The organism is Streptomyces sp. NPDC102402, from assembly GCF_044765765.1.
Classification (GTDB): domain Bacteria; phylum Actinomycetota; class Actinomycetes; order Streptomycetales; family Streptomycetaceae; genus Streptomyces.
Genome location: NZ_JBIWKR010000010.1, coordinates 255,441 through 261,722, shown reverse-complemented (window position 1 = coordinate 261,722; position 6,282 = coordinate 255,441). Strand labels below are relative to the sequence as shown.

The 6,282-nt window shown below is 68.1% G+C and carries 7 protein-coding genes; 2 read left to right on the top strand and 5 right to left on the bottom strand.

Features of this window, described 5'->3' with window-relative positions; all coding sequences use genetic code 11:
* Positions 1–336: 336 nt before the first annotated feature.
* The 3 genes from ACIRJR_RS26990 to thyX form a co-directional block, all read right to left on the bottom strand.
* Positions 337–2,022, bottom strand: a complete 1,686-nt coding sequence (locus tag ACIRJR_RS26990) for a ribonuclease J (protein ID WP_403785135.1) — start codon at positions 2,020–2,022, stop codon at positions 337–339.
* A gap of 130 nt (positions 2,023–2,152) precedes the next feature.
* Positions 2,153–3,052 (bottom strand): 4-hydroxy-tetrahydrodipicolinate synthase, encoded by a 900-nt coding sequence (dapA, locus tag ACIRJR_RS26985; protein ID WP_403785132.1) that lies wholly within the window; start codon positions 3,050–3,052, stop codon positions 2,153–2,155.
* Between the two features lie 152 nt (positions 3,053–3,204).
* The gene (gene thyX, locus ACIRJR_RS26980; protein WP_403785129.1) at positions 3,205–3,942 is read right to left on the bottom strand and encodes an FAD-dependent thymidylate synthase; all 738 of its coding nucleotides are present in this window, start codon (positions 3,940–3,942) and stop codon (positions 3,205–3,207) included.
* 175 nt (positions 3,943–4,117) lie between these two features.
* Here thyX and ACIRJR_RS26975 point away from each other — a divergent pair, with 175 nt between their 5' ends.
* Positions 4,118–4,357: a hypothetical protein gene (locus ACIRJR_RS26975; protein WP_383576858.1), complete on the top strand. Its 240-nt coding sequence runs from the start codon at positions 4,118–4,120 to the stop codon at positions 4,355–4,357.
* 93 nt (positions 4,358–4,450) lie between these two features.
* Entirely contained in the window at positions 4,451–5,002 is a 552-nt protein-coding gene (locus ACIRJR_RS26970; protein WP_403785127.1) for a hypothetical protein, read from the top strand.
* A 38-nt stretch (positions 5,003–5,040) separates the two neighbouring features.
* Here the strand turns inward: ACIRJR_RS26970 and ACIRJR_RS26965 are convergent, their stop codons facing one another.
* Both ACIRJR_RS26965 and dapB read right to left on the bottom strand, forming a co-directional pair.
* A complete protein-coding gene (locus ACIRJR_RS26965) occupies positions 5,041–5,493 on the bottom strand; it encodes a hypothetical protein (RefSeq protein WP_403785125.1) in 453 nt (150 codons plus the stop codon).
* 14 nt (positions 5,494–5,507) lie between these two features.
* The gene (dapB, locus tag ACIRJR_RS26960) at positions 5,508–6,260 is read right to left on the bottom strand and encodes a 4-hydroxy-tetrahydrodipicolinate reductase (RefSeq protein WP_403785122.1); all 753 of its coding nucleotides are present in this window, start codon (positions 6,258–6,260) and stop codon (positions 5,508–5,510) included.
* Positions 6,261–6,282: the final 22 nt, after the last annotated feature.

Genomic DNA, 6,282 nt, shown 5'->3' with positions numbered 1-6,282 from the left:
TTCGTGTCCGATTCCCGGTCGAAGCGGGTTTCGCTTTCCAGTTCTTCGCTTTCGCGCTTCCCTTTCCGGCGGTTCCAACTTTACCAGACTCTTTTCCGTTCCGTTTCCGGTCCGAATTTGATTCCGGCGGCCTGTGGAGTGGCCTTTGCCTTTCGGCTGATCCGACTTTATCAGAGATTCTGAGTCGGATTTCCCGCCCCGTCCGGAGACTCCCTGCGCACGGGTGCGCGGGCTGGTTCCCGTTCAGGCGGAATGGCAAACGTACTGGAGCGGGGCGCCCCGATGCAAATCGGGGCGCCCCGCTCCTGGTTGGCCACCTGGCGGAGGCCGTCGGGGTCAGACCTCGACGACGACCGGAAGGATCATCGGGCGCCGGCGATAGGTGTCCGACACCCACTTGCCCACGGTACGCCTGACCAGCTGCTGGAGCTGGTGGGGCTCCATCACACCGTCCTGGGCCGACTTGTTGAGGGCCTCCTCGACCTTCGGCACCACGGCACTGAACGCCGAGTCGTCGATGCCCGAACCACGGGCCTGGATGTGCGGCCCGCCCACGATCTTGCCCGAGGAGCTGTCGACCACGATGAAGACCGAGATGATGCCCTCGTCGCCGAGGATGCGGCGGTCCTTGAGGGACGTCTCCGTGACATCGCCGACCGAGAGGCCGTCGACGTACACGTAGCCCGCCTGGACCTTGCCGACGATCTTCGCCTTGCCGTCGACGAGGTCGACGACGACACCGTCCTCGGCGATGACGATGTGGTCCTTGGGCACACCCGTCAGCGCGCCGAGTTCGGCGTTGGCCCTGAGGTGGCGCCATTCACCGTGCACCGGCATCAGGTTCTTCGGCTTGCAGATGTTGTAGAAGTACAGCAGCTCGCCCGCCGAGGCGTGGCCCGAGACGTGGACCTTGGCGTTGCCCTTGTGGACGACGTTCGCGCCCCAGCGGGTCAGGCCGTTGATCACGCGGTAGACCGCGTTCTCGTTGCCCGGGATCAGGGAGGACGCCAGGATCACGGTGTCGCCCGGGACGATCCGGATCTGGTGGTCGCGGTTGGCCATACGGGACAGTGCGGCCATCGGCTCGCCCTGGGAGCCCGTGCAGACGAGCACGACCTCGTCGTCGGGCAGGTCGTCGAGGCTCTTGACGTCCACGACCAGGCCGGCGGGCACCTTCAGATAGCCCAGGTCACGGGCGATCCCCATGTTGCGGACCATGGAACGTCCGACGAAGGCGACCCTGCGGCCGTACTCGTGGGCGGCGTCCAGGATCTGCTGGATCCGGTGCACGTGGCTCGCGAAGCTGGCCACGATGATGCGCTTCTGGGCGTTCGCGAAGACGTTGCGCAGGACGTTGGAGATGTCCCGCTCCGGCGGGACGAATCCGGGGACCTCCGCGTTCGTCGAGTCGGAGAGGAGAAGGTCGATGCCCTCCTCGCTCAGCCGCGCGAAGGCGTGCAGGTCGGTGAGACGGCCGTCCAGCGGGAGCTGGTCCATCTTGAAGTCACCGGTCACGACGGCCATGCCCGCGGGTGTGCGGATGGCGACCGCGAGGGCGTCCGGGATGGAGTGGTTGACCGCGACGAACTCGCAGTCGAAGATGCCGATGCGCTCACGCTGTCCCTCGGTCACCTCGAGGGTGTAGGGACGGATCCGGTGCTCCTGGAGCTTGGCCTCGATGAGCGCGAGGGTCAGCTTGGAGCCGATGAGGGGGATGTCCGGCTTCAGCCGGAGCAGATACGGGACGGCGCCGATGTGGTCCTCGTGGCCGTGCGTGAGGACGATTCCCTCGACGTCGTCCAGGCGGTCCCGGATGGTGGTGAAGTCCGGAAGGATCAGGTCGATGCCGGGCTGCTCCTCCTCCGGGAAGAGCACGCCGCAGTCGACGATGAGCAGGCGGCCGCCGTACTCGAAGACCGTCATGTTGCGGCCGATCTCGCCCAGGCCGCCCAGCGGGGTGACCCGCAGGCCGCCCTTGGGGAGCTTCGGCGGCGTACCGAGTTCGGGATGCGGATGACTCAAAAGACTCTCCTTACCACGCGCGCCACGTACCGCTGAGGGCACGTGGCGCGCATGTCATTCGTGCACTTGCTGTTGTCAGGTGGTGTTTCCGCCGCGAGTGTCCTCGCGTATTCAGTTGTGAAGTCCGTGATTAGAGCTGTACCCCACCGGCGGCCAGATCGATCTTGAGCTGGGCCGTCTCCTGTGCCGTGAGTTCCACCAGAGGGAGGCGCAGCGGACCGGCGGGCAGGCCCAGCAGGGTGAGCGCGGCCTTGGTGGTGATCACACCCTGGGTTCGGAACATGCCGGTGAAGACCGGGAGCAGCTTCTGGTGGATCTCCGTGGCCTTCTGCACGTCGCCGCCGAGGTGGGCCTCGATGAGCGCGCGCAGCTCGGGGGTGACGACGTGGCCGACGACGGAGACGAAGCCGACGGCGCCGACCGAGAGCAGGGGCAGGTTGAGCATGTCGTCGCCGGAGTACCAGGCGAGGCCGGACTGGGCGATGGCCCAGCTGGAACGGCCCAGGTCGCCCTTGGCGTCCTTGTTGGCGACGATCCTGGGGTGCTCTGCCAGGCGTACGAGCGTCTCTGTGTCGATCGGCACACCGCTGCGGCCGGGAATGTCGTACAGCATCACCGGGAGCTCCGTGGAGTCCGCGATGGCGCCGAAGTGCCGGAGGAGACCCTCCTGCGGTGGCTTGTTGTAGTACGGCGTGACGGCGAGGAGGCCGTGGGCGCCGGTGCGCTCGGCGGTGCGGGCGAGCTCGATGCTGTGCCGTGTGTCGTTGGTGCCGATGCCCGCGATGACATGGGCTCGGTCTCCCACAGCCTCCAGCACAGCCCGTACGAGCTGGTCTTTCTCCGCGTCGCTGGTGGTCGGTGACTCGCCCGTGGTGCCGTTGATGATCAGGCCGTCATTGCCTGCGTCCACCAGATGGGCGGCGAGCCGCTGGGCGCCGTCGAGGTCGAGTGCGCCGTCCGCCGTGAAGGGCGTGACCATAGCGGTGAGGACCCTCCCGAAGGGGGTCTGCGGAGTGGAGATCGGAGCCATGGGTAACACGCTACTCGTTGCTCGGAGCCTCGTCCCCCCTCGGGGGGACGAGGAAGAGGAGCCCGGCACTGCCTGCTCGGGGGTTCAAGCAGTGCCGGGTCCGTTTGATCAGCCTAGATGAACTTCTCGAAACGCCGCAATACGGACACCGCCTACGGGGCGACCCGTCCGTTTTTGTTGAAGGCGGCATGAGTGAGCGGCATCAGCCTCTGCCAGTGCTGTTCCATCTGCTCACCGACCATCTCGATCTCGCGCTGCGGGAACGACGGCACCTTGGCCAGTTCGTGCTGCGTGCGCAGCCCGAGGAAGTGCATGAGCGACCGGGCGTTGCAGGTGGCGTACATCGTGGAGAAGAGGCCGACGGGCAGCACCGCGCGGGCGACCTCACGGGCGACCCCGGCGGCGAGCATCTCCTGGTAGGCGTCGTACGCCTGCCGGTAGGACTCCTCCATCGCGCGGCTGGTGAGCTCGTGCTGCTCCGGGGTTCCCTCGACGAATTCGTACTTTCCGGGGCGGCCCTGCTGGATGAGCTTTCGCGACTCGCCCGGGACGTAGAAGACCGGCTCGAGCTCCCTGTAGCGGCCCGATTCCTCGTTGTACGACCAGCCCACGCGGTGCCGCATGAACTCGCGGAACACGAAGATGGGGGCGCTGATGAAGAAGGTCATCGAGTTGTGCTCGAACGGGCTGCCGTGCCGGTCTCGCATCAGGTAGTTGATGAGCCCCTTCGAGCGCTCGGGGTCCTTCGTGACCTCTTCCAGGGACTGCTCCCCGGCCGTGGACACACGGGCTGCGAACAGCACGTCGGAGTCGGTGGCCGCAGATTTCACCAGGTCAACGGTGACATCGCTGCGGAAGTGGGCCTTTGTGGGCTCGGGGGTGTCGCTCACCGGCGGGGGTCCTTCCCATTGCGTCGCTCGGGCGGCGTCCACTCTACGGGCCGCGGCGAAGGGATCCGTCAGCGGGAAATTTTGGACGGGTTCGGCGATTCGGGGCACCGATCGGGCCTCCCGTACGTCTGACTCATTAGCAGCACCCGTCCCAGAGTTCAAGGAGAGCTTCCTCATGTTCCGCCGGCGTGAATCCGTCCCGTTCTCGTTCGTTGCCGAGGCCGACCGGTTCCGCAGTAACGTCACTCCGCCTCCCCGCCAGCGCGCCAGTCGTTCCCAGCTGGCCTCTCGTTCCCTCGTGGGGCTCACGCTGATCGCCGGCTTCGCCGGATCGCTGCTCTTCGGTCTGCCCGCACTCGACACCGACCGGACGCCGTCGCACGGCCAGACGTCCGAGGCCTCCCAGCACCGCTGACCCGTACGGGCCCCCTGGGGTGGTCGGCCGGGGGGCTGCTCGGTAGCCTCACCGGGCACAGCAATCGAGCGTGCTTGTGAGTGAGGATCAGTCGTGCCCCTGCCCTTCCTGACGGCCGACCGCGTGTTCGACGCGGACGCAGAGGACATCGCGCTGCCGTTCGACGACCACGACAGCTGGCGACGGCCCTACCGCCCCGGCCCGTGGCGGGTCGCGGCGGCAGCCACGTCGCTGCTGCTGGCGTCCTTCGTTCTGCTCGCCGCGATGATCATCACGTTCGCCGGATCACTGTCCGGCGCGACCGCGTGTTTCGCGCTCGCGGGCGCAGTGATCGTCTGCTCGCTGCGGCTGCTGCGGGTCGGCGCCTGGGTCAGCCGGCACGGCGTGCGCCGGGTGGGCTTCTTCCGTACGACCACCGTGCGGTGGGAGGACGCCGTGGCGGTCCGCACGGTGCAGCAGCCGGTGAAGTGGCTCGGCTTCCCGCGCACCGTCCAGGGACAGGCTCTGGTCGTGGTGCGCAAGGGGGGCGAGCCGTTGGCGCCGCTGGTCACCGACCACAACGCGGACTTCCTGGCCAGGGCCGAGGCGTTCGAGCGCGCCACGGACTCCGTCGAGGCCTGGGGCGACGAGTACCGCACCGGCTGACAGCCCGCGGAGACACCTCACGAGCCGGTAGGCGCCGCTCAGGCGCCTGCCGGCTCGTCCATGTGCAGGGCGATGGCGCGCTGCATCGCCTTCCGCGCGCGAGGGGTGTCCCTGGCGTCCTGGTAGGCGACCGCGAGCCGGAACCAGCTGCGCCAGTCGTCCGGGCTGTCCTCGGTCTCCTCACGGCGCCGCTCGAAGACGGCGTCGGCCGAGTCGCGGTCGATGCGCCCCGACGGCGTACGCACCAGTTCGTCGACGGGGAGGCCGCCCTCCGCGTCCAGTTCGGCGGCCAGTGCGTTGGCCCTGCGGACGAACTGGGTGTTCTTCCAGAGGAACCAGACGCCGATCACCGGCAGGATGAGCACGGCCACCCCGAAGGTGACCGTGAGCAGCGTGCCGTGGCGGATGAGCAGCACGCCCCGGCTGCCGGCCAGGACGAAGTAGAAGACCAGGACGGCAGCGGTGACGGCGTAGGTGAGCTTTGCGCGCATTGGGGTGGGCCCAGTCAGTTCAGGTCGAGGAAGTGTTCCAGGCCGAAGGTGAGCCCGGGAGTGGTCACCACGCGGCGCGTGCCGAGCAGGATGCCCGGCATGAAGCTGCTGTGGTGCAGCGAGTCGTGGCGCAGGGTGAGCGTCTCGCCCTCGCTGCCGAGCAGGACCTCCTGGTGAGCGAGGAGGCCGCGGAGCCGTACCGAGTGGACCGGGACGCCGTCGACGTCGGCGCCGCGGGCCCCGTCCAGGGCGGTGGCGGTGGCGTCGGGCTGAGGCGCCGCCCCGGCCTTCTCGCGGGCCGCCGCGATGAGCTGGGCGGTGCGGGTGGCCGTGCCGGAGGGTGCGTCCGCCTTGTTCGGGTGGTGGAGCTCGATGACCTCGACCGATTCGAAGTAGCGGGCGGCCTGCTCGGCGAACCTCATCGTGAGGACCGCGCCGATGGAGAAGTTCGGCGCGATGAGCACACCGGTCTCCGGGGAGGCGGAGAGCCAGGTGTTCAGCTGCGCGAGCCGTCCGTCGGTCCATCCCGTGGTGCCGACGACGGCGTGGATCCCGTGACGGACGCAGAAGTCGAGGTTGTCCATCACCGACGAGGGCGTGGTCAGTTCGACGACGGCCTGGGTCCCGCTGTCGGTGAGTGCCTCCAGCGAGTCGCCGCGGCCGAGCGCTGCCACCAGCTCCATGTCGTCGGCGGCCTCCACCGCTCGTACCGCCTCGGACCCGATACGTCCGTTGGCGCCGAGGACGGCCACGCGCAGCTTGCTCATGTGCTCTTTCCTTACGAGGTGA

What these genes read in the sequence shown, in the direction of transcription:
- dapA (WP_403785132.1), bottom strand. Translation starts at nt 3,052, where the DNA reads ATGGCTCCGATCTCCACTCCGCAGACCCCCTTCGGGAGGGTCCTCACC.
- ACIRJR_RS26965 (WP_403785125.1), bottom strand. Translation starts at nt 5,493, where the DNA reads ATGCGCGCAAAGCTCACCTACGCCGTCACCGCTGCCGTCCTGGTCTTC.
- ACIRJR_RS26975 (WP_383576858.1), top strand. Translation starts at nt 4,118, where the DNA reads ATGTTCCGCCGGCGTGAATCCGTCCCGTTCTCGTTCGTTGCCGAGGCC.
- dapB (WP_403785122.1), bottom strand. Translation starts at nt 6,260, where the DNA reads ATGAGCAAGCTGCGCGTGGCCGTCCTCGGCGCCAACGGACGTATCGGG.